The organism is Rhizobium sp. B230/85, from assembly GCF_019355735.1.
Taxonomy (GTDB): domain Bacteria; phylum Pseudomonadota; class Alphaproteobacteria; order Rhizobiales; family Rhizobiaceae; genus Rhizobium; species Rhizobium rhododendri.
This window is the reverse complement of sequence record NZ_CP072156.1, coordinates 2,940,655-2,965,060: the sequence shown is the minus strand read 5'-3', so window position 1 is coordinate 2,965,060 and position 24,406 is coordinate 2,940,655. Positions and strand designations below refer to the sequence as shown.

The following is a 24,406-nucleotide window of genomic DNA, read 5'->3' as shown; positions in this document are numbered from 1 at the left end:
TCAAAGACGACGAGTAAGCCGCCCGAGAGTTTCAGGCGGCTTTTTTTGTATGTAAAGCGCCTGTCATCCGGGCCTGAAGAAGCGGAGAGACGGTCATGGTTACGATCCTGCGGGATGACGGTGCGGAAATCTACGAGACCAAGGGCGGCATCACCGTGACGCGCCAGCGTCGGCCAATCCCCTATGACGACGCGGTCTCGTCCTACATCGACAAGCTGGACGAGCGGCGCGGCGCGGTGTTTTCCTCCAACTACGAGTATCCGGGCCGCTACACGCGCTGGGACACTGCCGTCGTCGACCCGCCCATCGGCATCTCCTGCTTTGGCCGCAATGTCTGGATCGAAGCCTATAACGAGCGTGGCGAGGTCATCCTCGGTTTTATCGAGGCGCGGCTGCAAACCGTGCGCGAAGTGGCCCTCGGTGCGTCGACGCCGCGTCGGCTCGACCTCACCGTCAAGGCGCCCGACCGGGTGTTTACCGAGGAAGAACGGTCGAAGATGCCGACGGTGTTCACCGTGCTGCGCGCCGTCACCGACCTGTTCTACTCGCAGGCTGACGCGGCCCTCGGGCTCTACGGTGCCTTCGGTTACGATATCGCTTTCCAGTTCGACGCCATCGACCTGAAACTGACGCGTCCCGCCGACCAGCGCGATATGGTGCTGTACCTGCCCGACGAGATCCTCGTGGTCGACAACTACGCCGCCAAGGCCTGGATCGACCGCTACGACTTCGAAAAAGGCGGGCTGACCACCGAGGGCAAGGCCGGTGATATCCCGCCGGAACCCTTCCACCACACGGACACCATTCCGCCGAAGAGCGACCATCGCCCGGGCGAATTTGCCGAACTGGTAAACAAGGCGAAGGAGAGCTTTCGCAAGGGCGACCTGTTTGAGGTCGTTCCCGGGCAGAAGTTCATGGAGCGCTGCGATTCCAAGCCGTCGGATATTTCCAAGCGTCTGAAGGCGATCAATCCGTCGCCCTATTCCTTCTTCATCAACCTCGGCCACCAGGAATATCTGGTCGGCGCATCGCCAGAAATGTTCGTGCGCGTGTCCGGCCGTCGCATCGAGACCTGCCCGATCTCGGGCACGATCAAGCGCGGCGAGGACCCGATTGCCGACAGCGAGCAGATCCTCAAGCTTCTGAACTCGAAGAAGGACGAATCCGAGCTGACCATGTGCTCGGACGTCGACCGCAACGACAAGAGCCGCGTCTGCGAACCGGGCTCGGTCAAGGTCATCGGCCGCCGTCAGATCGAGATGTATTCGCGCCTGATCCACACCGTCGACCACATCGAGGGGCGCTTGCGCGACGACATGGATGCGTTCGACGGATTCCTGTCGCACGCCTGGGCCGTCACCGTCACCGGTGCGCCGAAGCTCTGGGCCATGCGCTTCATCGAAAGCCGCGAAAAGAGCCCGCGCGCCTGGTACGGCGGCGCCATCGGCATGGTCGGCTTCAACGGCGACATGAATACCGGTCTGACGCTGCGCACCGTGCGTATAAAGGACGGGATTGCCGAGGTGCGAGCCGGCGCTACCTTGCTCAACGACTCCATCCCCGAAGAGGAAGAAGCCGAAACCGAACTGAAGGCGTCTGCCATGCTCTCTGCCATCCGCGATGCAAAGTCTGCCGGTTCCGCTAAGACCAAGCGCGATGTTGCTGCGGTCGGCAAGGGAGTCAGCATCCTGCTTGTCGACCACGAGGACAGCTTTGTCCATACGCTCGCCAACTACTTCCGCCAGACCGGTGCCACCGTTTCGACGGTCCGCACGCCCGTGTCGGAAGAAGTCTTCGACCGCCTCGACCCCGATCTCGTCGTGCTCTCGCCGGGGCCCGGTAACCCGAAGGATTTCGATTGCAAGGCGACGATCAAGAAGGCGAGGGCCCGCAACCTGCCGATCTTCGGCGTCTGCCTCGGCCTGCAGGCACTGGCCGAAGCCTATGGCGGCGATCTCCGGCAACTGGCCGTGCCGATGCACGGCAAGCCGTCGCGCATCCGCGTGCTCGAGCCCGGTATCGTGTTTTCAGGCCTTTCCAGGGAAGTGACCGTCGGGCGATACCACTCGATCTTCGCCGACCCCTCGACCCTGCCGCGTGAATTCATGATCACGGCGGAAAGCGAGGACGGCACGATCATGGGTATCGAGCATATCAAGGAGCCGGTTGCAGCGGTGCAGTTCCACCCGGAATCGATCATGACGCTCGGTGGCGATGCCGGCATGCGAATGATCGAGAATGTCGTGGCAAACCTCGCGCGGCGGACAAAGACCAAGGCGGCCTGAGGTTTCTCTGAAAGGCGGCGGACGATCCCGCCGCCTCGACGGAGCCGCTATTCCTGCCGCTGCACGGCGCGCATGTTCATCGTTGCGCGGATGCTGAAGCCGAGTGCCTGGTAGAGCGCGATCGCCGCCGTGTTGCCGACATAGGCATGCAGGAAGGCTACCTCGCCGCGGGCGGCGATTTCACCGGCAACGAAGCGAAACAGCAGGCTGCCGAGACCGCGACCCTGGAAATCCGGATGGGTGCAGAGACCGCTGAGCTCTCCGAAGCCGGGCAGGCGCATGCGCTGGCCGGCCATGGCCACCAGCCGTCCCTCGATCTTGACACCCCAGAATGGGCCGAGCCTTTGTGCGCCAAGCGTGAATGGACCGGGCTTGGTCAGCAGCGCCAGTTCCAGCATCTCGTCGGCGTCGCTTTCGTCCAGCAACTCGATCCGGGGATCGGTGATCCGCTCATGCGGCCGGTCGGCTGTCATCTGGTAGAGTTCGCCTTCCGCAAGGACGACAATTCCCTCGGGAATCACAATCGGACCGGCTTCCACGAGGACTATCCTTTCGTCTCCAGTGGGCAGGTTTGCCAGCGCCTGAAGGCTTTCCGACGCGTTGTCGGCAGCGGCGGCAAAGGGAACGGTCGATGGCGCAAACCGCTTGGCAAGGGGGCCGCCGATCGCCAGCGGCGCATGGCTCGTCTGCAGCGTGTTCCAGACAGGCCGGTCGAGTATATGCGCCACGGCGATTTCTCCTGATTTTCGCTTTTCGCTTCGGCCATATCACTTTTCAGCGGGCAGGGGTTCGATACCTTGCCAAGGCTATCGCTTGTATTTGCGATCGCCTCGAAGATGCCATAGGGGATAGCCAAGCGACCCGCGAAGTAACAAGCACGGCGCCAGGCGGTCAAGCCAGGGCGCAGCGTCAGAACGAACAAGGAGGCTTGAAGCCATGCCCAATACCGATGTTTCCGGCCTGTCCATGCTCGGCAGCCACACCGAAACGCCCACCAGCCCCGAGACCGCAATCCTCGAAAAGGTGCCTGCCACCCATCAGGGTACCGAATACCTCGTGCGCTTCACCGCGCCCGAGTTCACCTCGCTTTGCCCAATGACCGGCCAGCCGGATTTCGCCCATATCGTCATCGACTACGTGCCCGGTGAATGGCTGGTGGAATCGAAGTCGCTAAAGCTGTTCCTGCATGCATTCCGCAATCACGGCGCCTTCCACGAGGATTGCTCCGTCTATATCGCCAAGCGCATCGTCGACCTGCTGCAGCCGAAATGGTTGCGGATCGGCGCTTACTGGTATCCGCGCGGCGGCATCCCCATCGACGTTTTCTGGCAGACCGGTAAGCCGCCGGAGGGCCTATGGTTGCCGGACCAGGGCGTCCCGACCTATCGCGGTCGCGGCTGACCCGCATTGAAAACGCCGCGCTTCGGGTGAAGCGCGGCGTTGCATCAGGGCTGTGCGAAAACGTCAGACGTTGAAGCTGTCGTCGCCGCCGCTGTCGAAGGAATTGTCGAAATCACTGTCGAGGTCGTCGCTGACCAGGTTCTGGTCATTGGCGTTGTCGTCGTTTCCGGCGTTCTGGTCGTTGTTGTTGCCGTTGCTGTCGCCATAATAATTGTTGACGACCGTTTCCTCGACGGCGGGCGCCGCCGCCGGTGCCGCCGCTGCAGCACCGAGCCCGCCGAGCCCTGCCGCTGCGCCACCGATATGCGGACTGAACAGGCTGCTCAGCGATTCCGCCAGCATCACGCCGCCGGCAACGCCGGCTGCCGTGCCGAGCGCACCGCGCAGAAACCCGCCACCGCCCGACTGGGCCTGCGGTTGCTGGCTCCACGGGCCGACTGGCTGCTGTTGGCTCTGTTGGCCCCAGGGGCCCGGCTGCGGTTGCCCATAGCCCTGCTGTGGAGCCGAATAGCCTTGCTGCTGGCCATAACCCTGCTGGGGCGGGGCGGCACGCTGTGGCTGCGGTGCTGCGGATTGTCCGCCGCCGAAGATGGAGCCTAGGCCGCCGAGGAAGCTTCCGCCACCTTGCGAGGCGGCGGGCTGGTGTTCGGCACTGTCCTGCAGTTCCTTGACCTGATCCTCGAGCTGCTTGATGCGGTCTGCCGCCGCTTTCATGCCCTGCTCCTGGACGATGACGGCCTGGGCGAGCAGGTAGGGCGCGGTGGGATTGTCGCGCACCGACTGGTTGATGAAGGCTTCGGCGTCTGCATCGCGCGGGGTCGCCGCTGCGGCTTTGACGCGGTCGAAGAGAGAGCTAAGCAGTTGACGTTCTTCGGGCGACATGACGGCTCCATGAAAACTTTGACGCGATTCTGGATCGCATCACCTGACGTAGGAAGGGATTTCGGCTTTTCAAAGCCCTGCCAAGTTACATTTCGGTAATCGGGTCGGTAATCGGGCAAAGCGGCAAGGATATCTTCACCGGTTCCGTGGCTTGTCTTTTTCCCGCATTGTTTTACGCATGGAACAGCATTATGTGCGGCATACGACAAATCACGGTGGAGAGTTGTTCATGAACGACGACGAACAGGAAGACAAGAAGACGGAACTGCCGCTCGGCAAGGAAACGGAGGCGAACCTCTTCAAGTCGCGTTCGATCTTCATCTACGGCGGCATTACGCAGGAACTGGCCCAGAAGGTCTGCTCGCAGCTGGTCGCTCTCGCTGCTGCCAGCGACGAAGACATCCGCATCTATGTCAGTTCGCCCGGCGGCCACGTCGAATCAGGCGATTCGATCCACGACATGATCAAGTTCATCAAGCCGAAGGTCTGGATCATCGGCACCGGCTGGGTTGCATCTGCCGGCGCTCTGATCTTCGTCAGCGTTCCCAAGGAACGTCGGCTTTGCCTGCCGAACACCCGCTTCCTGCTGCACCAGCCCTCGGGCGGCACACGCGGCATGGCATCGGATATCGAGATCCAGGCCCGCGAGATCATCAAGATGAACGAGCGCCTGAACCGGATCTTCGCAGCCGCGACCGGCCAGCCGCTGGAAAAGATCGCCAAGGACACCGACCGCGACTACTGGCTCTCGGCCGAAGACGCCAAGACCTACGGTCTGGTCTCCCGCATCGTGACATCGCAAAGCGAACTCTGATCGTTGCACACCAAGCGCCCTTGCCTGCATAATGCGGGCGAGGGCGCTTTTTTTGTTTTTGGCAATGTGCTCGGCTGCATCGTTTATTCTGCACAGAACTCACCGTCTCGTCCTTTTGATCTTACGTTTCAAACAGCCATCTTCGTTACAAAATGACGGTGAAGTGCTCTTGCGCCAATCCGGCCTGTAATGCTCCATTGAGCTCTCACGCCCTTACGAGTCATTACCGCCGCCATGCTCAAAGATCTTTCCGCCCAAGCCGTCTTTATGGGCTGCCTCACCGCTTTCGTTGGATTTGCCAGTTCCTTTGCAGTGGTGCTGCATGGGCTGCAGGCGGTTGGGGCAACGCCGGGGCAGGCGGCTTCGGGATTGACGGTGCTGTCGATCTCGATGGGGCTCTGTGCCATTGTGCTCAGCCTGACGACGCGGTTGCCGGTGAGCATTGCCTGGTCGACGCCGGGTGCGGCGCTGCTGGCAAGCTCCGGCGCGATTGCCGGCGGGTTCCAGGCGGCGGTGGGTGGCTTCGTCGTCTGTGCGGCGTTGATTATCGTTGCAGGGCTGTTCCGGCCGCTGGGGCGGGCTGTGGCATCGATCCCGGCACCTCTCGCCAATGCGATGCTTGCAGGCGTGCTGATCGGCCTGTGCTTCGCGCCGGTGAAGGCCATCGCCTTCGATCCGCTGCTGGGCTTGCCGATCGTGCTTGCCTGGGTCGTCGTCGGCGCTTTCCGGCGGCTCTGGGCGGTTCCCGCTGCGCTTGCGGCTTTTGTCGCCGTGCTGGCGTTCGGGGTGCAGATGCCGGCTGGAGCGCTATCGTCGCTCGAGCAGTCGCTCATGCCGCGCGTCGAACTGGTTCGGCCGCTGTTCACCATGGCCGGGCTGGTGTCGATCGCGCTGCCGCTGTTCATCGTCACCATGGCATCGCAAAATATTCCCGGCATCGCCGTGCTCAAGGTTAACCATTACGATCCGAAACCCGGTCCGCTGTTTGCCATGACCGGCCTTTTTTCGCTGGCGAGCACGCCGTTCGGTGGGCATGCGGTCAATCTTGCCGCAATAACGGCCGCCATGTGTGCGGGCAAGGATGCCAACGCCGATCCAGACCGTCGTTACTGGGCGGCCGTGGTCGCAGGCATCGTCTATATCGTCTTCGGGCTGCTTGCCGGCGCGGTCACCGCCTTCGTCGCGCTGGCACCGCCTATCCTGATCGAGGCCGTGGCGGGACTGGCGCTGATCGGCGCATTTTCCGGCTCCGCAATGGCAGCCTTCCAGCAGGTGGAAACGCGAGAGGCCGCAGCGGTGACATTTCTGGTCACCGCCTCCGGCGTCTCCTTCGGCGGCATTTCGGGCGCGTTCTGGGGGTTGATTGCTGGTGGGCTGATGCTGGTGCTGCAGCGTTTGGTGGCTGCCCGTCCCGCGTCTAAGTAGACTGGAAGCATTGCCGCTTAGGTGCTATTCTCGGTCATGGCTTTTGAGTTTGATCCCGACAAAAGCAGAACAAACAAAATCAAGCACGGTATTGATCTTGTGGAGGCGCAGCGTCTTTGGATCGATCGCTTTTTGATTTCATTCCCCGCTCGGGGCGGACTTGAAAGCCGGTTTGTCGCGGTCGGTCAAATAGACGGGAAGCATTGGTCCGCGATTTGCACGAGACGTCATGACAATATCAGGATCATTTCGGTTCGCAGGTCGAGGAAAGAGGAGATAGCTCTCTATGAAGGCAAGTGAACTCGACGAGAAATTCGACAATGGCGAGGATATACTCGACTATCTCGACCTCACCAAGGCAACCCGCCCAAACATGGCGACCCAAAAGGTCAGCGTGGATTTTGCAACCTCAGTGGTCAATAGCCTCGACGAGGAAGCAGCCCGACTCGGGCTGACACGGCAATCACTGATCAATTTGTGGATCGAAGAGCGTCTGTCCGCCGCTCAGGATTAGAGAAAGGTATCTTGAAGCCAGAAGTCGTGCAGATGCGCGAGTCTTGAGCAGGGCTTGCTTCTTTTTTGCCCCGACGCTATACAACCAATCATGAAGTCTACAGGCGCAAAAATTTCCAGCCAGATTGCACGCGGCCGCATCGCCCTGCGTGACAACTCGCGCGCCTTCACCTCGCTTCTTCTCCTCGGCCTTACGCGCGGTTGCCGGGTCCGTTGAGGAGCGCCCGGCGGCCGACAAGCCCGCCCGGCATTCGCTCCTCGACCTAGCATCCGACAATCATTCAAGGCCCACATTCAAAGCCGCTTTTGTCATCGCCAAGCCCCAGCCGATCGGCTATGAGGCGGGCAATCGACGGCACGAGGAAAAGACGATGGACGAGCAGACTCATTCCCCCGCTGGCAAGTCTCCTGCAACCATGTCCCGCTTCAAGGGCATGGCCAAAGCTGCCGAAAAATACCGTGCCTATCCGCAGGTCAACATCCCCGACCGTACCTGGCCCTCGAAGACGCTCACCAAGCCGCCGATCTGGTGCTCGGTCGATCTGCGCGACGGCAACCAGTCTCTGGTCGACCCTATGGGTCATGACCGCAAGGCGCGCATGTTCCAGCTGTTGCTGGAAATGGGCTTCAAGGAAATCGAGATCGGCTTCCCGTCAGCCTCGCAGACCGATTTCGACTTCGCCCGCTGGTGCATCGAAGAAGGCAATGTAGCCGACGACGTCTCGCTGCAGGTGCTGGTGCAGTGCCGGCCCGAGCTGATCACCCGCACCTTCGAATCGTTGGAGGGTGCAAACCGGCCGATCGTGCACTTCTATAACTCTACCAGCGAGCTGCAGCGTCGCGTGGTGTTTGCCAAGGATGTGCACGGCATCAAGCAGATTGCCGTCGATGCGGCCAAGATGATCACCGACATGGCGGCCAAGGCCGGCGGCGACTATCGCTTCGAATATTCGCCTGAGAGCTTCACCGGCACCGAGCTGGAGGTGGCGCTGGAGATTTGTAACGCCGTCATCGCCGAGATCCGGCCGACAGCCGAAAACAAGCTGATCATCAACCTGCCGTCGACCGTCGAGATGGCCACGCCGAATGTCTATGCCGACCAAATCGAGTGGATGTGCCGCAACCTCGACAATCGCGAAAATCTGATCATCTCGCTGCATCCGCACAACGACCGCGGTACCGGCATTGCCGCTGCCGAACTGGCCCTGCTGGCCGGCGCCGACCGCGTCGAGGGTACCTTGTTCGGTAACGGCGAGCGTACGGGTAACGTCGATGTCGTGACCATGGCGCTGAACATGTTCACACAAGGGGTAGACCCGCAGATCGATTGCTCCGACATCGAGCGTATCAAGGAAGTCTACGAATATTCCAACCAGATGACCATTGCCGAGCGTCATCCCTATGTCGGCGAACTCGTCTACACGGCCTTTTCCGGCTCGCACCAGGACGCCATCAACAAGGGGATGAAGGCGAGCAAGGTCGCGAATACCTCGGTGTGGGAAGTTCCCTATCTGCCGATCGACCCGCAGGATGTCGGACGCTCCTACGAGGCGATCATCCGCATCAATTCGCAGTCCGGCAAGGGCGGCATCGCCTACATCCTGCAGCAGGACTACGGGCTGAACCTGCCGCGCAACCTGCAGGTCGAGTTCCGGCAGGAAATCCAGAACATCACCGATGTCGAGGGCAAGGAGCTGCCGGCCAAGCGTATCTACGATCGCTTCATGGAGCTTTACGTTCAACAGCCGGATGCCCGCATCCGGTTCGTCGATCACCACATCTTCGCCGATCCCGAGCACAAGGGGCAACGGATCATCACGGCCGAAATCACCGACGGTGGAGAGCTCAGGAAGATCGAGGGTCGTGGCAACGGGCCGATCGATGGCTTCATCAATGCCCTGTCGGCCTATCTCGGCGTTGAAATGTCGGTCGAGGATTACTCCGAGCACTCGCTCCAGCACGGCTCTAACGCTGCTGCGATCTCTTATGTGGAGACGTCCTATCCGGGTGGAAAACTGTTCGGCGCCGGCGTCAACACCAACATCGTTGCGGCGTCGCTGGAGGCCATAGTCTCGGCCGCCAACCGGGTTCTCGCCTTGAAAGCCGGCTCCTGAAGCCCATCGCTCGCAGCTTGAAACATCATCTCATCGAAATGGCGGCCCGGCAGGCCGCCATTTTTGCGTCTGGCACAGTTCAGATCGCCACCGACACGCGGTTGGCGATATCGTCGAGCAATGCGTCCGAGGATGCGCCGACGATGGCATAGCCGACCCCGGCGCGGTGCCAGGGAACGATGCCGATATCGTCCTTGATGATCTCGTTGAAATCGCTGCCATCGGTGCCGGCGCTGTCCTTGAAGAAGCAGACCGAGACGATTTCACCGTCGATGTTGCGGTAGACCAGCTGTCCGGTCGGCTTGCCGCCCGCTACCAGCAGACGCGCGCCCTGAAAAACCAGGCCCTGGCTCGACAGATCGGGCAGGTTGAACTTGACGCCGACGGTCGAGGTCAGCCACGTCATGATCTCATCGCTCTCTGTGGCGCCGAGTTCGACGATATGGCTGGACTGGCGCAGATAGATGCGTTGGGCAGCGGCAAGGTCGTCGGGCCAGGTTCGTGCCTGGTTCGGGACCAAGGGGAGGGTGAGGCGGCCAGCGCCCGGCTGGGTGCCGAAGAGATATCCGATGCCGCCGCCGATGACGAAGAGGATCAGGGCCGCCGCCAGCGCCTGCTTGCCCGATGGCGCGAGTTTGACGGCCGGCCGCGAAAGCCGCCGCGTTTCGCGGACCTTCGGTGCCGGAGCGCTCTTGATCGAGCGGACGAGCGCCAGCGGCACCGGCTCCTTCAGGAGGTCGTCAAAAACCTTGCGTCCTATGTCGGATCCCTGCCGAAGGTTTTCATAGACGCGACCGGTGTCGGCATCGGCGGAAATCAGATCCTCCAGCGTGCGCCTCTCTTCAGGGCTGGCCTCGCCATCGATATAGGCGGCTAGCCGCGCTTCGATCGGTGTCTTGCGGATATCCTGCATGGTCATGACCTCTGGCTGAGACGATTGCGCCCGGCGGCGGCAAAGGCCAGGCGGGCATTGGCAAGCCGGGAGGCGACGATCGACAGCGGGATACCGAGGATATCGGCGGTCTGCTTGTAGCTGTGGCCTTCGACATCGGCGAGCAGGAAGACGCTGGCAAGGCCCTCTGGGAGCGCTGTTATCGCCTGATGGCTTTCGCTGCCTTCGGTCGGGCGCGGCTGCTGCACTGCGGTGTCGCCTTTCTGGCCGGCGACGGCTCTCGGAGCGCCGGCGCGGACCCGGTGCCGGCGAGATTCTTCGACCCACACCTGCCGTGTCATCGCGTAGAGCCAGCTGTCCAGCCGCTCTTCCGTATTCCAGAGATGGATTTTCGCGACGCTGCGCTGACAGACCTTTTGCAGCAATTCGTCGGCATCTGCCACGTCTCCGGTCAGCGTCACTGCGAAGCGTCGCAATTTTGGCAGCAGGCCGACGAGGTCGCGACGAATGTCCGGGGCAGGGATGGGAGCGCGCATTGTCTTTCCACGATGAAGTGACCGTCACCGGACGCGGGTTTGAATTTTCGACTACGTGATAAATGCATCGGACGTTCGCACCAGCCCTTGCAAGGCTGATGTCGGTCCACGCATCGAGAAGACATCCATGACAGCGATATGACCACTTCCCGACCCGTTTCGCAAGTCGGCATAAAGGCTTCGTTGACCGGTGCGACAGATGATCTCAGATGCAGACGACCATTGGCAGGAGATATCGCAGTCTTTCCGAAGTAAAAGGCGCGGTGACCATAAAACTGTTGTTTCCGGCAAGAATCCAGCGGCTATCATGGCTGCTTCAGGACGCAAATATATCAGTGCCCTCAGCCGAGATGCCATCGCCCCGGTGGTTGAGGCTGAAGCGCTCGGCTTTCAGGCTCCAGGCGCCCGGACCGCCCGATATCGAAAACATGTTGTAGGCGGCGGGAGGCTTGGACCCGCCGACGCCTTGCGACGCGGAGGCAATGCCGACCACCGGGACGCGGCCTATCGGCCCGCGCAGCCAGTGAAGCGTGTTGCGGTGGGTATGGCCATGCAGCACCAGTTCCGCGCCACCGGTCGAGACGGCGGCGGCAAAGCGGCGGATGCCGATCATGCGCTTGTGGAACGACGCGGCCCCGCGGATCGGCGGATGGTGGATCATCAGCACGCGAAACAGTCCGGCTTCGCCTGCAGCCCGCAGCATATGTACAGTTTCGCGCGCCTGGCGCGATCCGAAAAATCCGCTCGCGGAAAACGGCAAGGTGGCAACGGCCGTCGAGCAGCCGATGATGGCGACGCGGTCGCGTATGCGCAGGTATGGGAAGACGTGCATGTCTTCCTCCCAGGCAGCGGGTGCGAGATCGCCGCGCACGTAGGGATACCAGGCGCGTACGGATTTCTCATAGGAGCCCGGCACATAGGCATCGTGGTTGCCTGGCACGACCGAGGTCGTTGCCGGCGGCCCGATGGTTGCAAGCCACTCCGCAGCGGTGCGGATCTCTATCTTTGTGCCGAGGTTGACTAGATCGCCGGTGACGCAAAGATGGTCCGCCTCCTTCGCCTTGATGTCTGCCAGCAGAAGATCCAGAGTGCCGCCGAACAAGTGCTTGCGCCGGTTCCGGTGCCAGTTCACAAATCCGGTGATGCGCTTCGAGGCAAGCTCCCAGAGGGAAAGCCGTGGGAGCGGGCCGAGGTGGATATCGGAGATATGCGCGAGTTTGAACATGGGTGAGACATAGAACAGTCTCGTTTCAAATCAAATGCTTCGTATGCCTGCACAAGGGGAAGTTTTGGCAGGCCCGCCCCAACGGGCCGCTAAGAGAGGGATGGCATGGACGACGAACTGGTACAGGAAGGGCGCGGGTGGAAGCACAGGCTTGCCGGCCCCCTTGCGCATCTCTATTTTGCACTGTCGCGCGGCATGACGCTCGGGGTGCGGGCTGCCTGCTTCGACAGCGAGGGGCGAATTTTCCTGGTTCGCCATTCATACCTGCCCGGCTGGTACATGCCTGGCGGCGGTGTCGAAAGGCACGAGACCGTGGACCAGGCGTTGGCCAAGGAGCTGCGGGAGGAAGGCAATTTGGCCATTCTGGGCACACCGACCCTGATAGGCATCTATTTCAACCGCTCCGTCAGCCGCCGTGACCACGTGGCCTTCTACCGCGCCGACGTCGAGCAGACGGCGCTGCGCGACCCTGACTGGGAGATTGTCGAGAGCGGCTTCTTCGCCCTCGACGCCCTACCGCCCACGACCACGGCCGCCACCCACCGGCGGCTGCAGGAAATCAACGGCAACCTCGCACCCACCGGCTACTGGTAGGCGCCGGGCGCTACAGCGCGCCGCGACCGTGTGGCCGGTTGAAATCGAGTGCCGGGCCCAGAGGCACGATGCCGGTTGGATTGATGGTCTTGTGGCTGGCGTAGTAGTGCCGCTTGATGTGCGCCATGTTGACCGTCTCACTGATGCCCGGCACCTGGTAGAGTTCGCGCAAGTAGCCGGGTAGGTTGCGGTAGTCCTCGATACGCCGGATGTTGCACTTGAAGTGGCCGACATAGACGGCGTCGAAGCGAACCAGTGTCGTGAACAGCCGCCAGTCGGCTTCCGTGATCGTGTTGCCAACAAGGTAGCGGCTTTTCCCCAGGCGGGCGTCGAGACTGTCTAGGGTCGCGAAGAGTTTTTGCACGTGCTCTTCATAGGCGTCCTGCGTCGTCGCAAAGCCGGATTTGTAGACGCCGTTGTTGACCGTGTCGTAGACGATGGCGTTGATCTCGTCGATCTCTGTCCGCAGGGGCTCCGGATAATAGTCCAGCGTTATGTCGGTAAGACTGTCGAAAGCGCCGTTGAACATCCGGATGATTTCGGAGGACTCGTTGTTGACGATCGTGCCGGTCCTGGTGTCCCAGAGGACGGGTACGGTGACGCGCCCGGAATAATGAGGATCCGCCCTCGTATAGATCTCCCACATGGCATTGGCTCCGAACAGGTGATCGACCGTGCCGCCGTCGCGGTTCTTGAATTCCCAGCCGTTCTCCAGCATGAGCGGATCGACGATCGAGACGGAAATGATGTTTTCCAGTTTCTTGAGCTTGCGGAAGATCAATGCCCGGTGGGCCCATGGACAGGCGAGCGCCACATAGAGGTGATACCGACCGGCCTCGGCCTTGAAGCCTCCAGTGCCGGATGGGCCGGCACTTCCGTCGGCGGTCACCCAATTGCGAAACTGCGATGCAGCCCGCTTGAAATGGCCCTTGGTTTCCTTGGTGTCGTACCATACGTCCTGCCAGACGCCGTCAACCAGCATGCCCATGTCATCGTCCTTTCGAATTGCCCAGAACGATACATACGCTGCCGGGCGGAATTTTCGAGCGTGCAAAGATTGAACAGTCCGTTGCTGTCGCGTTTGCCGCATTTTACGTTGGACGAGGCAAATATTTCCTGCTATCGGCCTCGGCACACTTCAAGGACTGTGATCGATGACCGTAACCAGAGACCTGCGACGACGCTGATGGACCCGAACGCCGCATCCGGCGTTTCCGAGACCCATCCCTTTTTGTCATCTGGTTTGTTACGTTTCATGCATAAGCACGATCTGGTCTACCTCACCGAGGACGCGTCCCACGACGCCGTCATCGAACTCATCAACGAAGAAGCCTTTGGTCCAGGACGGTTCGTCCGGGCGGCAGCGCGTATCCGCGAGCAGGGTCCGCACGACCGGTCACTGTCGTTCATCTGCGCCGACGACGGTGAGACAGTGGCATCCGTCCGGATGACGGCCGTCCTGGCGGGTAGCGTCAGGGGCCATCTTCTAGGCCCACTGGCTGTCCGGCCGTCGCACAAGAGCCGGGGCATCGGCCGGGAACTGGTGCGCATTGCCGTCGAAGCTGCACGGCGGAAGGGCTCGGAGGCGGTCATCCTCGTCGGCGATCCGCCTTACTACGAGCCGCTCGGTTTCGAGAAGGTGGCCTATAACGCGCTTGCCTTTCCGGGGCCGGTCGATCCGCGCCGGGTGCTCGTCGTGCCGATGGCTGATGACGTCCATGCGCGGCTCAAGGGGCCCATCGGCTGGACGGAATAACATAGCTTATCAGGATGTTACGGCGAGCTGCTTCTGCAGGAACGTCCGGCTGCGGCCGGGCGGGAAGTCGGCGAGTGCACCGAAGGCCACATAGCCCTGGCGCTCATAGGCTCGCAGCGCGTGCGGATTGAAGGTGTCGATCCAGGCGCCGTGGCATCCGCGTTCCAGGGCTTCGGCTTCCGCCTTGGCGAGCAGCCTGCCGGCCATTCCCTGGCCGCGCAGCGCTTCGGGAACGAACAGCCATTGGGTGAACAGCCAGCCCCAGGCGGTCACGCCCAGCAGGCCGCCGATCACCTTGCCGTCGTCTCCGCGAATGAACACGGCCAGCGAGCGACGCTCGGGAGGCCCGACGTCCGATGCGTTGAACGACATCAACCCGCTCATGATCACGGCCATGTCGCCGTCCAGAGGCGCGTCGGTCAGGTCCAGGGTTGCCATGGCTATCGTCCTTCGCGCCACCAGGTCGCCGTCAACAGGAAGAGCAGGGCGGCGAGACCGAGGAACCCTGCAAACAGCGGCAGTGTGTTGATGCCGCGCAGAACCGTCTCGTCTGTCAGCCGGATGCTCATGCGCTGGTCGTCGGCGATGCGCACTGCACCCCGCACCGGCAGGACCGGCGGCACGACGACGCTGTCGCCGGCCGAAGCCACGCGCGTCACCAGCCCCTTGGTCTGGCTGGCCAGCGGCTTCAGCGTCTCCGTTGTCGAGATCATCGCTTTGAATTCCGGTGCATCGACGGCGCCGACGTGGACGAGTGTCGACAAGTTGCCATTTGTGATCTGGAACAGCCCGATCTCGTCGGTGTGCTTCTCGGCACGATAGAGGCCGGGCTCGCCCTGTGCCAGCTTGACGGTTTCCGACTTGCCGGAAGGATATTTGATCGTCGCACTGCCGGGATCGTCGCCGATTGTCTGGCGGGCGATCTGAAGCGTGCGGCCGGATGCGGTGGCGGTCAGCGCTTCTTCTTCAAGCGCCGGTTCCTTCATCAGCCAGTGGGCGATGCGCCTGTAGAGCGCCACGCTCGGGCCACCGCCCTCGAAACCGCGTGACCACAGCCAGCCCTGGTCGGACAGCAGCATGGCGACGCGTCCTTCGCCGGCACGGTTCAGCACCAGCAGCGGATGGTTGTCGGCACCGACCATCACGGTCTGGCCCTGCGGCGGCTCGACATCGACCGTGCGGAACCAGCGGCCCCAATGCGGCGGCTCGACATCCGAGCCGTCGAGGCCGCGGGTGACTGGATGTTTGCGGCCTTCCTCCGACAGGCGGGGATAGAAGGCCTTGTCGATCATCTCGCCGGTCGGCTCTGCCGGCAGGACGGATTGCAGCGGCGTCAGGGCGATTGAATCCTGGCCGGCATGTTCCGGTCCGGCGGCAATCAGCAGTGCCCCACCGTTCTGAACGTACTGGGCAATGTAGTCGTAGTAGAGGATCGGCAGCACACCGCGATGCTGGTAACGGTCGAAGATGATCAGGTCGAAATCCTTGATCTTGTCGACGAACAGTTCCCGCGTCGGAAAGGCGATCAGCGACAGCTCGTTGATCGGCGTACCGTCCTGTTTTTCCGGCGGACGCAGGATGGTGAAGTGCACGAGATCGACCGAGGCATCGGATTTCAGCAGATTGCGCCAGGCGCGCTCGCCGGCGTGCGGCTCGCCAGATACCAGCAACACCCGCATGTTCTGGCGGATGCCCTCGATCAGATGGACGGCGCGGTTGTTGGCAAGCGTGATCTCGCCGGGCAGTTCGGCGACGGAAAACTCCAGCACATTGTTGCCGGCACGCGGCACCTTGAAGCTGAAGGGCGTTTCCTGGCCGGGGGTCGCCTGAAGAGTGGCGATCTCGTTGCCGTTCATTTTGACGGTAACGGGGGCCGCGCCGCCGGGGCTCGGGCCATCGTCGACGACGCGCAGGGTCAGTTGCTGTTCTTCGTTGACGATGCCGAAGCGGGGGCCGCGCACCACTTCGATGCGACGGTCGTATTCGTTGGCCTTGCCGGTGATCAGCCCGTGGATGGGAGCGTTGAAGCCGAGCGACTGGGCGGTCGAGGGGATATCGTGGATCTGGCCATCGGTGAGGAAGATGGCACCGCCGATGCGGGCCGGCGGAACATCGCCGATGGCACCGGCAAGCGCCGAGAACAGCCGCGTCGCCGGGGCATCGGTTTCCGCCGTATCCTTGGCCTCCACATAGCGCGGCTCGATGCGCGGGAAGGCGGCCAGCCGGTCTTTAAGTTGCGCCAGGGCATCGTTGGTCATCTTGATGCGTTCGGGCGTCAGCTGGCTCTGGCTGCGGTCGATGATGACGGGAACGATGGTCGAGAGCCGGTCGCGATCTTCCTGCATCAGCAGCGGGTTGGCGAGTGCTACCAGCAATGCGAGGGCTGCGAGTGCGCGGAGCCATGCCCCACGCAGGCGACGCCAGATGGCAAAGGCGGCGATGACGGCGACGACCGCGGCGAAGACTATAATGACGGGCCAGGGGAGAAAGGGTTGGAAATCCAGCGTCATGCTATTGCCCCAGCCGTTCCAGCAGATCCGGAACGTGGACCTGATCGGATTTGTAGTTGCCGGTCAGCATATACATCATGATGTTGACGCCGGTTCTGAAGGCATATTCTCGCTGCATATCGTCCTGCGGCACCGTTGGCAGCAGCGGTGTGCCGTTGTCGTCGACAGCCCAGGCTCCAGCAAAATCGTTGCCGGTGATGATGATCGGTGTCACGCCGTCCGATGTGGCTGCCTGCTTGGTACCGGTGTCTGCGCGGTTGTCCTGATGGGATTCGATCCACAGCGGGCTGCCGGTGTAGCGCCCCGGAAAACTCGACAGCAGATAAAAGGATTTCGTCAGCACGTGCTTGGCGGGAACCGGCTCGAGCGGCGGTATGTCGAGATTGGCAAGGATCGCCTGCAGCCGTTCGCCGTTCGGGCCGGGAGCCGAATTGTCGCCGACGGAACTCAATGCATCGCGCGTGTCGAACAGCACCGTGCCGCCGGCGCGCATGTAGGCGTCGATGCGGTTCATCGTGGCAGTGCTGGGCATCGGTGCAGTCGAGGTCACCGGCCAGTAGAGCACGGGGAAGAGCGCCAGTTCGTCCTTGGCGGGATCTACGCCGACAGGCGGTCCGGGTTCGAGCGTCGTGCGGTAGGTGAGGAAGTCGGTGAGGCCCGCAAGTCCCCGCTCGGAAATCCGATCGACTTCGTCCTCGCCGGTAACGATATAGGCCAGATGCGTCTTGTCGAGTCGTGACTGGTTGACGTCGTCGCCGGGCCTCGCATCGTCGGCGCGCATGTCGACCGGGTGCAGGAAAGCCGCCGTAGAGAACGCGATAGCGAGAATTGCGGCGGTCTTTGCGGCTGAGCGAGATAGCCCCCGGATGCCGCTGAAGGCGCCGTTCATGAACAGCACGGCAATGCTGTCGGTGAGCAGCAGAAGGAGGGCGATGGTAAACAGTACCGGCTTGGCGGACCAGGCCTGTCCGCCGATCAATCCTTCGCGCTGCACCACCATGGAAGCGGATGCGTCGAGAGGCTTCAGTTCGGCGCCCTCGGGCAGGACATTCAATGCGGTAAACCCTTCTTCCGAGCCGTAGAGACCCGGCGGGTTGTCGAAGCTTGCGAGCAGAGGCCCCTTCTTGCCGGTGTCGAGCGGCCGGGCGCTGCCGGTCTCACCGTTCAGCGCCCCCTTGGCCGTCAGAAGCCGATACGGCGGCAGCGTACCGGCGGATGATTTGGCGGAGCCATCGGCGGCAGTGACGCCGCCGGAGCGGGACATCTGCACGATACGGCGCAGCATCTCGACGAAATCGCCGGAAATCGGCAGATCCGACCACGACGCCTCGGCGCTGACATGAAACAGCACGATGCGGCCGGCGGAGACGTTTTTCTCGGTGACCAGCGGTGTTCCATCGGCAAGGCTTGCCCATGTCCGCTCGGCCAGATCTGGCGTCGGCTCGGCCAGAACCTGGCGCTTGACCAGCACATTTGACGGTTTCGGCATGCCGGCAAACGGCCCGAAAGCCGGGAAATCGGCGAGTGGTTGAGGCTCGGCCCAGGACATGGCGCCGCCCAGCGCCCGCTCACCCTGGCGCAGGATCACAGGCACCAGCGGATCGTCGGCAGGTGCTGCAGCAAGGCGCGGACCGGCGAAACGGATCAACGTCCCGCCATTGGCGATCCAGCGCTGCATCGGGGCATAGGCGTCTGCCGGCAGGCGACCGATGTCGGCCATGATGATGACAGACGGATTGCCAGCCAGCAGCTCGGTAATCGATTTTGCCAGATCGTCGGCCTCCGGATTGACGAGGTCGGCGAAAGGCGAAAGTGCCTTCTGGATATAGTAGAGCGGCGAAAGCAGCGGCTGGAACTCGTCGACGGCCTGGCCGGAGAGCAGAGCAACGCGGCGACGCTTGAAGCCGTCGTCGAGGAGATGAACCGAGCCTGCGGTCGTGTGTCCATCGATGCTGACCCGGGCAAAGTCGTTGCGCATCTCGAAGGGCGCGGTGATCGTGCCCGATGCGACCGATTGGCCAGCGGTAAAGGCGAGCTTGCCGGCAGCGATCGGGCGCCCCTGGGCGTCCTGCGCGCTGAGCGTGAAACCGGCGGGGCCGGCGCTATCGAGGCGGCTCGCGGTAACGGTCATGGCGTCGGCGGCGTTGGCGGCTCTGGTCAGCACGATGGCTTCGCTGGCATCGCCCTCCAGCAGGCGGAGGTCTGCAGGAGCGAGGGACGCTAGCTGCTGAACAGTATCGTCCTTGTCGGCGGCAGCAATTCCATCGGACAGGAAAACGAGGGTACCGGGATGGGCGCCAGCGAGAGCCGACTTCAGGGACTGCACGGCGCGTGGGCGATCCGGTACCAGCGGCATAGGGGCGGCGGCATGTAATTTGTCGCGCGCTGCCATCGCGGTGCCGGGGATCGCATCGTTGGTCTGGTTGGCGGTGAAGGCGATGACGACGGGCGTCTCGCTGGCATCGGCATCGCCGATCAGCGCGTCGGCGGTCTGCACGCGGCGATCCCAATCGGCAGCGCTCGCCCAGCTGTTGTCGATCAGCAGAACCAGAGGTCCCGCCTTGGACAAGGTGTTGGTGCGCGGATTGAAGACGGGATCGGCGATTGCAAGGATCACGGCTGCCGCCATCAGCATACGCAGCAGCGTCAGCCACCACGGGCTGTTGGCCGGGGTTTCCTCTCGTCTGAGCACCTTGGCCAGAATCTTCAGGGGCGGAAAGACCTCCGTCTGCGGGCGCGGCGGCGTCATGCGCAGCAGCCACCATATCGCCGGCAGGGCGATCAGAGCTGCCAGCATCGCCGGATAGGCAAAGCCCAGCGCGCTCACAACTGACCACCATGGGTGGCTCTGGTCGGCATGCCGGACAGGTAGGTGTGCACGGCGACAAGCGCCTCGGAGGCGAGGTGGTCGGTGCGGTGGGTGACGAAGGTCCAGCCGAGGTGGCGCAGCGTCTCTCCGAGGCTGTCGCGACGCGCCAGGTAGGCACGCTGGTAATCCTCGCGAATGGTCTCGGCGCGGCCGGCCACCAGCTTTTCGCCGGTTTCCGGATCGGTGAACTCGGTGCGGCCGCTATAGGGAAAGGTTTCCTCGGCAGGGTCGGCGATCTCGACCACATGGCCGCGCAATCCGCGCCGGGCAAGTGGGCCGAGACGGGCCATGATGCTATCGGCATCGTCGAGGAAATCGCCGATCAGCACGACGTCGCTCCAGCCGCGGATCATCGCCGTCTGCGGCAGCCCACCGCCCAGCGGCGCGTGCATCAGTGCCGTCGCCAGTCGTTCGGCAGCGTTGCGGGCGGAAATCGGTTCCATGATGCCGGGGCAGCCGATGCGCTCGCCGGAGCGGGCGAGGATTTCGGCCAATGCCAGCATGACGACCAGCGCCCGGCTTTCCTTGGAGACATGACCGAGCGACGACCTGAACATCATCGACGGCGACATGTCGGCCCAGAGCCATATGGTGTGCGCCGCTTCCCATTCATGGTCACGGATATAGGTATGGTCATCGCGGGCCGAGCGCCGCCAGTCGATGCGCGACAGGCTCTCGCCATCGCTGTAGGGGCGGAACTGCCAGAAATTCTCGCCGATGCCGCGCTTGCGGCGGCCGTGCCAGCCGGCAATCACGGTGTTGGCGATGCGTTTCGCCTCGACCAGGCAATCGGGGACGAGAGCTGCCCGTTGCCGGGCGCGGGAAAGGGCATCACTGCCGGATGTCGGATTGACGATCTGTCCGATGGATGCCACGCGGCGCTCTCTCCCTAGGTCCTGGCCTGCTTGACCAAGTCGGAAATGACGTCGCGCACTGACATGCCTTCGGCGCGGGCGACGAATGTCAGCGCCATGCGGTGCTGCAGGATCGGTTCGGCGAGCGCGTGTACATCGTCCAGCGATGGTGCGAGGCGACCCTGGTATAGAGCACGGGCGCGGGTGCAGAGCATCATCGCCTGGCCGGCGCGCGGGCCCGGTCCCCAGGCGACGTGCTTGTCTGTCGTGGCGTTGCCCTGGCCCGGTCGGGCGGAGCGGACCAGCGACAGGATGGCATCGACGACGCTGTCGCTGATCGGCATCTGGCGGATCAGCTTCTGGATTTCGGACAGCCTGCCGGCATCGATGGCAGCACTGGCCTTGGCTTCCGACATGCCGGTCGTGTCGAGCAGGATGCGGCGCTCGTCGGCGAGTTCCGGATAGCCGACGTCGACCTGCAGCAAAAACCGGTCTAGCTGGGCTTCCGGCAGCGGATAGGTGCCTTCCTGCTCCAGCGGGTTCTGGGTGGCAAGCACGTGGAAAGGCGCCGGCAGGTCGTAGCGCTGGCCGGCGATGGTGACGTGGTATTCCTGCATCGCCTGCAGCAGCGCCGACTGGGTGCGGGGCGAGGCGCGGTTGATTTCGTCGGCCATCAGCAACTGTGCGAAGATAGGGCCCTTGAGAAAGCGGAATGAACGGCGACCGGTGTCGTCCTGGTCCATCACTTCCGAGCCCAGAATGTCCGATGGCATCAGGTCAGGGGTAAACTGTACGCGGCTGGCTCCCAGCCCGAGGACGTCGCCGAGCGTCGTCACCAGCTTGGTCTTGGCGAGGCCGGGAACGCCGACCAGCAGCGCGTGACCGCCGGCCAGAACCGCGAGCACAGTCTTCTCGACGACGCTTTCTTGGCCGAAAATGACCTTCGATACCTGGTCGCGAATTGCGGCGATATCGGCAAGCGCACGCTCTGCAGACGCAATCATGGCCTTGTCGTCGAGGCTAGCCTCTGTCGAATTGATCATGCCCATGTGCATCTCCGGCGGCTGAAAGACGGGTTTGTCGATTCGCAGTTCATACAGATTTGCCCCATACTCAAGAGAATTTATCCCTCACAACAATGCTGACAAGCGCGTCCCGAATGACTATCTCGTGTGACAGCAAGAACTAGCGACGAACCGGGACGGAACAATGGCAGCCGAGGAAATCAGCGCGACGACCGACGCGGCAGGCCTGGCTGCCCTGATTTCGCGCGCCGCCGGAGATGCCGGAGACCACACCAAGGGGCCGCCACCGGTCGACAAGTGGAACCCGCCCTTCTGCGGCGATCTCGACATGGAAATCCGCAGCGACGGTACCTGGTTCTACATGGGGACGCCGATCGGCCGTGCGCCGCTGGTGCGATTGTTCTCGACGGTGTTGCGCAAAGACGAGGACGGTAAGACCTATCTCGTGACGCCTGTGGAAAAAGTCGGCATCCGCGTCGTCGATGCGCCGTTTCTGGCGGTCGAGATGACCATGACGCAGGTTGACGGCCATCCGCTACTGACATTCCGGACGAACGTTGGGGACGTCGTGGAGGCAGGCGAGGCCCATCCGTTGCGCTTTGTCGTGCATGGCGACAACAACGAACTCAAGCCCTATCTGCATGTGCGCGGTCGGCTGGAGGCGCTGGTGTCACGGGCCGTCATGTACGATCTGGCGGCTCTCGGCGAAACGCTCGACATCGACGGCGTCGCGATGTTCTGCGTCCGCTCCGGCGGCGCGACTTTCCCGATCATGCCGGCGCTGACGCTGAATGCCCTGGCAGATGAGTGAGTTTCCGCTTTATTCGGCAGCCGAATTCCGCCGCCGCGCGCTCAACCAGACGGGTAACCCCGTCGAGCTTGCCTGGCGTGAGCACGGCGATCACCTTCTCAACCGCGAGAGAATTCTCGACGTCGAGGGGATGACGCTGCGCGACGCCGCGGTGCTGGTGCCGGTCATCGACGAGGGAGACGACGCACGGGTCATCTTCACGCAGCGCACGACAAATCTGCGCAAGCACTCCGGCCAGATCGCCTTTCCGGGGGGCGCCATAGATCCGGAAGATGCGTCGCCGGAGGCTGCCGCGATGCGCGAGGCTGAGGAGGAGATCGGGCTTGCCAATCTGTTCGTCGAACCTGTGGCCCGCCTGCCGCATTATCTGGCTGCGACCGGGTTCCGCATCACGCCGATCCTGGCGGTCGTCAAGCCGGGTTTCGAGCTGACGCTAAGCCCGACCGAGGTCGAGGATGCTTTCGAAGTGCCGCTGTCGTTTCTGATGGACCCGACGCACCATATGCGCGACAGCATGGAGTGGAAGGGCAGCGAGCGTCATTTCTACCGCATGCCCTACGGTCAATGGATGATCTGGGGCATTACCGCCGGGATCGTCCGGACATTGTACGAGAGGCTTTACGCATGACGACTGTTGCCGGAGAGACGTGGTTTGCGGATGCGGCGCTCGGACAGGTTCTGGCGCTGCTGAACAGCGACGGCGGTGAGGCGCGCATCGTTGGCGGGGCAGTCCGCAACAGCCTGATGGGGCTCGATGTCGCCGACATCGACGTCGCGACGACGCTGCTGCCCGACGCGGTCGTCGCCCGTGCCAAGGCGGCCGGCATTAAGGCCGTACCGACCGGCATCGCGCATGGCACAGTGACGTTGGTGATCGATGGCAAGCCGTTCGAGGTAACGACGTTGCGCCGCGACGTCGACACCGACGGGCGTCATGCCGAGGTGGCTTTCAGCACGGATTGGCAGGCGGATGCCGAACGCCGCGACCTGACGATCAATGCGCTCTATGCAACGGCTAGCGGCGAGGTCATCGATCTCGTTGGCGGCCTCGCGGACATAGAGACCAAGACCATTCGGTTCATCGGCGAGCCGGCGACGCGGATCGCCGAGGATCATTTGCGCATATTGCGCTTTTTCCGGTTCTTTGCCTTCTATGGCACCGGTCGGCCCGATGCTGCGGGCCTCAGGGCCTGTGCCGGCGCGCGCGCCACACTGGGATCGCTGTCGGCCGAGCGCATCTGGTCGGAAATGAAGAAGTTGCTGGGAGCACCCGATCCGGGGCGTGCGCTGCTTTGGATGCGGCAGATCAGCGTGCTCACCGATATCCTGCCGGAAACGGAGAAGTGGGGCATCGACGCCATCCCGGCGCTTGTTTCCACCGAACGGGCGCTTGGCTGGTCGCCGGATCCATTGCTGCGGCTTGCTTCCATCGTGCCGCCGGATGCCGACAGGCTGGCAAAGCTCGCGATCCGGTTGCGCCTGTCGAAGGCAGAGGCGGCGAGGCTTGCCGCATGGGCCGCCGCACCCGTCATCGACGACGAGATGTCCGATACAACATTTCAAAGGTTGCTGTACCGCCATGGAGCGGAGGGTATCCGTACCAGGCTGAAGCTCGCGCTTGCGGTGGCACGGGGCAAGGCGGAGGGCGACTTTGCCGAGATGGCACGCACAGCGCGTATCGGCAAGCTGCTGGATCGCACAGACGGCTGGCAGAAGCCGGTCTTTCCTATTAGCGGAGCCGATGCGCTGAAGGCAGGCATTGCTGCCGGCCCGCGTGTGGGCGAGGTGCTGGGCGATCTTGAACGCCACTGGATCGAAGAGAATTTCACGACCGACAAGGCGACCCTGCTGTCGCGGCTGCGGGAAATGGTGTGATTTTTAGGGCAGCTTCCGCCTCATC

The 24,406-nt window shown here is 62.8% G+C and carries 23 protein-coding genes; 12 read left to right on the top strand and 11 right to left on the bottom strand.

Annotated elements, in window-relative coordinates:
- Positions 1-95 precede the first annotated feature (95 nt).
- On the top strand, positions 96-2,285 hold the full coding sequence (locus tag J5289_RS14325) for an anthranilate synthase (RefSeq protein WP_209184353.1): 2,190 nt from the start codon (positions 96-98) through the stop codon (positions 2,283-2,285).
- A gap of 47 nt (positions 2,286-2,332) precedes the next feature.
- On the opposite strand, the gene J5289_RS14320 is transcribed toward J5289_RS14325, so the two are convergent.
- Positions 2,333-3,013, bottom strand: coding sequence for a GNAT family N-acetyltransferase (locus J5289_RS14320; RefSeq protein ID WP_209184352.1), 681 nt, complete (start codon positions 3,011-3,013; stop codon positions 2,333-2,335).
- Between the two features lie 208 nt (positions 3,014-3,221).
- On the opposite strand from J5289_RS14320, the gene queF reads away from it, so the two are divergent.
- Complete coding sequence (gene queF / locus J5289_RS14315; RefSeq protein ID WP_142823372.1) at positions 3,222-3,686, top strand: preQ(1) synthase; 465 nt, start codon at positions 3,222-3,224, stop codon at positions 3,684-3,686.
- A gap of 63 nt (positions 3,687-3,749) precedes the next feature.
- Here queF and J5289_RS14310 read toward each other — a convergent pair whose 3' ends face one another.
- The gene (locus J5289_RS14310; RefSeq protein WP_209184351.1) at positions 3,750-4,568 is read right to left on the bottom strand and encodes a DUF2076 domain-containing protein; all 819 of its coding nucleotides are present in this window, start codon (positions 4,566-4,568) and stop codon (positions 3,750-3,752) included.
- Positions 4,569-4,797: 229 nt separating this feature from the next.
- Here J5289_RS14310 and J5289_RS14305 point away from each other — a divergent pair, with 229 nt between their 5' ends.
- The 5 genes from J5289_RS14305 to leuA all read left to right on the top strand — a co-directional run bounded on the left by J5289_RS14305 (position 4,798) and on the right by leuA (position 9,434).
- Positions 4,798-5,382, top strand: a complete 585-nt coding sequence (locus J5289_RS14305) for an ATP-dependent Clp protease proteolytic subunit (protein WP_142823370.1) — start codon at positions 4,798-4,800, stop codon at positions 5,380-5,382.
- 234 nt (positions 5,383-5,616) lie between these two features.
- The gene (locus J5289_RS14300) at positions 5,617-6,807 is read left to right on the top strand and encodes a benzoate/H(+) symporter BenE family transporter (protein ID WP_209184350.1); all 1,191 of its coding nucleotides are present in this window, start codon (positions 5,617-5,619) and stop codon (positions 6,805-6,807) included.
- Between the two features lie 36 nt (positions 6,808-6,843).
- Positions 6,844-7,107, top strand: coding sequence for a BrnT family toxin (locus tag J5289_RS14295; RefSeq protein ID WP_209184349.1), 264 nt, complete (start codon positions 6,844-6,846; stop codon positions 7,105-7,107).
- Entirely contained in the window at positions 7,094-7,321 is a 228-nt protein-coding gene (gene brnA, locus J5289_RS14290) for a type II toxin-antitoxin system BrnA family antitoxin (protein ID WP_209184348.1), read from the top strand. The genes J5289_RS14295 and brnA overlap by 14 nt, the downstream gene beginning before the upstream one ends.
- A gap of 370 nt (positions 7,322-7,691) precedes the next feature.
- A complete protein-coding gene (gene leuA / locus J5289_RS14285; RefSeq protein WP_209184347.1) occupies positions 7,692-9,434 on the top strand; it encodes a 2-isopropylmalate synthase in 1,743 nt (580 codons plus the stop codon).
- Between the two features lie 79 nt (positions 9,435-9,513).
- Here the strand turns inward: leuA and J5289_RS14280 are convergent, their stop codons facing one another.
- From J5289_RS14280 to J5289_RS14270, 3 genes are all read right to left on the bottom strand, one after another.
- Positions 9,514-10,347, bottom strand: a complete 834-nt coding sequence (locus J5289_RS14280) for an anti-sigma factor (protein WP_209184592.1) — start codon at positions 10,345-10,347, stop codon at positions 9,514-9,516.
- A 2-nt stretch (positions 10,348-10,349) separates the two neighbouring features.
- On the bottom strand, positions 10,350-10,862 hold the full coding sequence (locus tag J5289_RS14275; protein ID WP_209184346.1) for an RNA polymerase sigma factor: 513 nt from the start codon (positions 10,860-10,862) through the stop codon (positions 10,350-10,352).
- A 316-nt stretch (positions 10,863-11,178) separates the two neighbouring features.
- The gene (locus J5289_RS14270; RefSeq protein ID WP_209206498.1) at positions 11,179-12,087 is read right to left on the bottom strand and encodes a metallophosphoesterase; all 909 of its coding nucleotides are present in this window, start codon (positions 12,085-12,087) and stop codon (positions 11,179-11,181) included.
- Positions 12,088-12,192: 105 nt separating this feature from the next.
- Between J5289_RS14270 and J5289_RS14265 the strand changes: the two genes are divergently transcribed.
- Complete coding sequence (locus J5289_RS14265; RefSeq protein WP_209184345.1) at positions 12,193-12,681, top strand: NUDIX domain-containing protein; 489 nt, start codon at positions 12,193-12,195, stop codon at positions 12,679-12,681.
- 10 nt (positions 12,682-12,691) lie between these two features.
- Here J5289_RS14265 and J5289_RS14260 read toward each other — a convergent pair whose 3' ends face one another.
- On the bottom strand, positions 12,692-13,669 hold the full coding sequence (locus J5289_RS14260; RefSeq protein WP_209184344.1) for a glutathione S-transferase family protein: 978 nt from the start codon (positions 13,667-13,669) through the stop codon (positions 12,692-12,694).
- Positions 13,670-13,867: 198 nt separating this feature from the next.
- Between J5289_RS14260 and J5289_RS14255 the strand changes: the two genes are divergently transcribed.
- Positions 13,868-14,437 (top strand): GNAT family N-acetyltransferase, encoded by a 570-nt coding sequence (locus J5289_RS14255; RefSeq protein ID WP_209184591.1) that lies wholly within the window; start codon positions 13,868-13,870, stop codon positions 14,435-14,437.
- A gap of 9 nt (positions 14,438-14,446) precedes the next feature.
- On the opposite strand, the gene J5289_RS14250 is transcribed toward J5289_RS14255, so the two are convergent.
- The 5 genes from J5289_RS14250 to J5289_RS14230 are packed head-to-tail and all read right to left on the bottom strand — an operon-like array spanning position 14,447 to position 21,719.
- Positions 14,447-14,875: a GNAT family N-acetyltransferase gene (locus J5289_RS14250; RefSeq protein ID WP_209184343.1), complete on the bottom strand. Its 429-nt coding sequence runs from the start codon at positions 14,873-14,875 to the stop codon at positions 14,447-14,449.
- Between the two features lie 2 nt (positions 14,876-14,877).
- Positions 14,878-16,947, bottom strand: a complete 2,070-nt coding sequence (locus J5289_RS14245; RefSeq protein ID WP_209184342.1) for a hypothetical protein — start codon at positions 16,945-16,947, stop codon at positions 14,878-14,880.
- Between the two features lies 1 nt (position 16,948).
- On the bottom strand, positions 16,949-19,774 hold the full coding sequence (locus J5289_RS14240; RefSeq protein ID WP_209184341.1) for a DUF4159 domain-containing protein: 2,826 nt from the start codon (positions 19,772-19,774) through the stop codon (positions 16,949-16,951).
- Complete coding sequence (locus J5289_RS14235) at positions 19,771-20,691, bottom strand: DUF58 domain-containing protein (RefSeq protein WP_111222677.1); 921 nt, start codon at positions 20,689-20,691, stop codon at positions 19,771-19,773. Before J5289_RS14235 ends, J5289_RS14240 begins: the two co-directional genes overlap by 4 nt.
- Positions 20,692-20,705: 14 nt before the next feature.
- Positions 20,706-21,719: a MoxR family ATPase gene (locus J5289_RS14230; protein ID WP_209184340.1), complete on the bottom strand. Its 1,014-nt coding sequence runs from the start codon at positions 21,717-21,719 to the stop codon at positions 20,706-20,708.
- A 160-nt stretch (positions 21,720-21,879) separates the two neighbouring features.
- Between J5289_RS14230 and J5289_RS14225 the strand changes: the two genes are divergently transcribed.
- The 3 genes from J5289_RS14225 to J5289_RS14215 are packed head-to-tail and all read left to right on the top strand — an operon-like array spanning position 21,880 to position 24,381.
- Complete coding sequence (locus J5289_RS14225) at positions 21,880-22,506, top strand: DUF1285 domain-containing protein (protein WP_209184339.1); 627 nt, start codon at positions 21,880-21,882, stop codon at positions 22,504-22,506.
- Entirely contained in the window at positions 22,499-23,134 is a 636-nt protein-coding gene (locus J5289_RS14220; protein WP_142823357.1) for a CoA pyrophosphatase, read from the top strand. The genes J5289_RS14225 and J5289_RS14220 overlap by 8 nt, the downstream gene beginning before the upstream one ends.
- Positions 23,131-24,381, top strand: a complete 1,251-nt coding sequence (locus J5289_RS14215; RefSeq protein WP_209184338.1) for a CCA tRNA nucleotidyltransferase — start codon at positions 23,131-23,133, stop codon at positions 24,379-24,381. Before J5289_RS14220 ends, J5289_RS14215 begins: the two co-directional genes overlap by 4 nt.
- Positions 24,382-24,406: the final 25 nt, after the last annotated feature.